Source organism: Hymenobacter sediminis (genome assembly GCF_003231285.1).
GTDB classification, from domain to species: Bacteria; Bacteroidota; Bacteroidia; order Cytophagales; family Hymenobacteraceae; genus Hymenobacter; species Hymenobacter sediminis.
The window spans coordinates 1-278 of sequence record NZ_QKNS01000057.1; the positions used below are offsets into that span (position 1 = coordinate 1).

Genomic DNA, 278 nt, shown 5'->3' on the forward strand with positions numbered 1-278 from the left:
GGTAATAGAAGTGGGCTCAGCCAACTTTAGCGTAACATCGACGTACGGGAAGTTAGTGGGAACCCAGTGGTTGCGGACTAGGTCATTCAGGTCATCGTTCAGCCAGGGCGAATAGTCCTGACCGGTGTTTACGCTGGGCATAATGGCGGTAATGACGATGCGCTTTTCGGTTTGCGCCTGGCTGTTAACCGCCAGACGAAAGCACGCAATGAAGGCCAGCAGCGTCATCCATCCAGATAATTTCCCCATCTCGAAAGAAGTTTGGTGAAGCAGTAAGT

1 protein-coding gene is annotated in these 278 nt (G+C 51.8%); it reads right to left on the bottom strand.

Annotated elements, in window-relative coordinates; all coding sequences use genetic code 11:
• Positions 1–249: hypothetical protein (locus tag DNI29_RS23945; RefSeq protein WP_133255757.1), on the bottom strand; the 249-nt coding region annotated here is incomplete at its 3' end.
• Between the last annotated feature and the right edge of the window lie 29 nt (positions 250–278).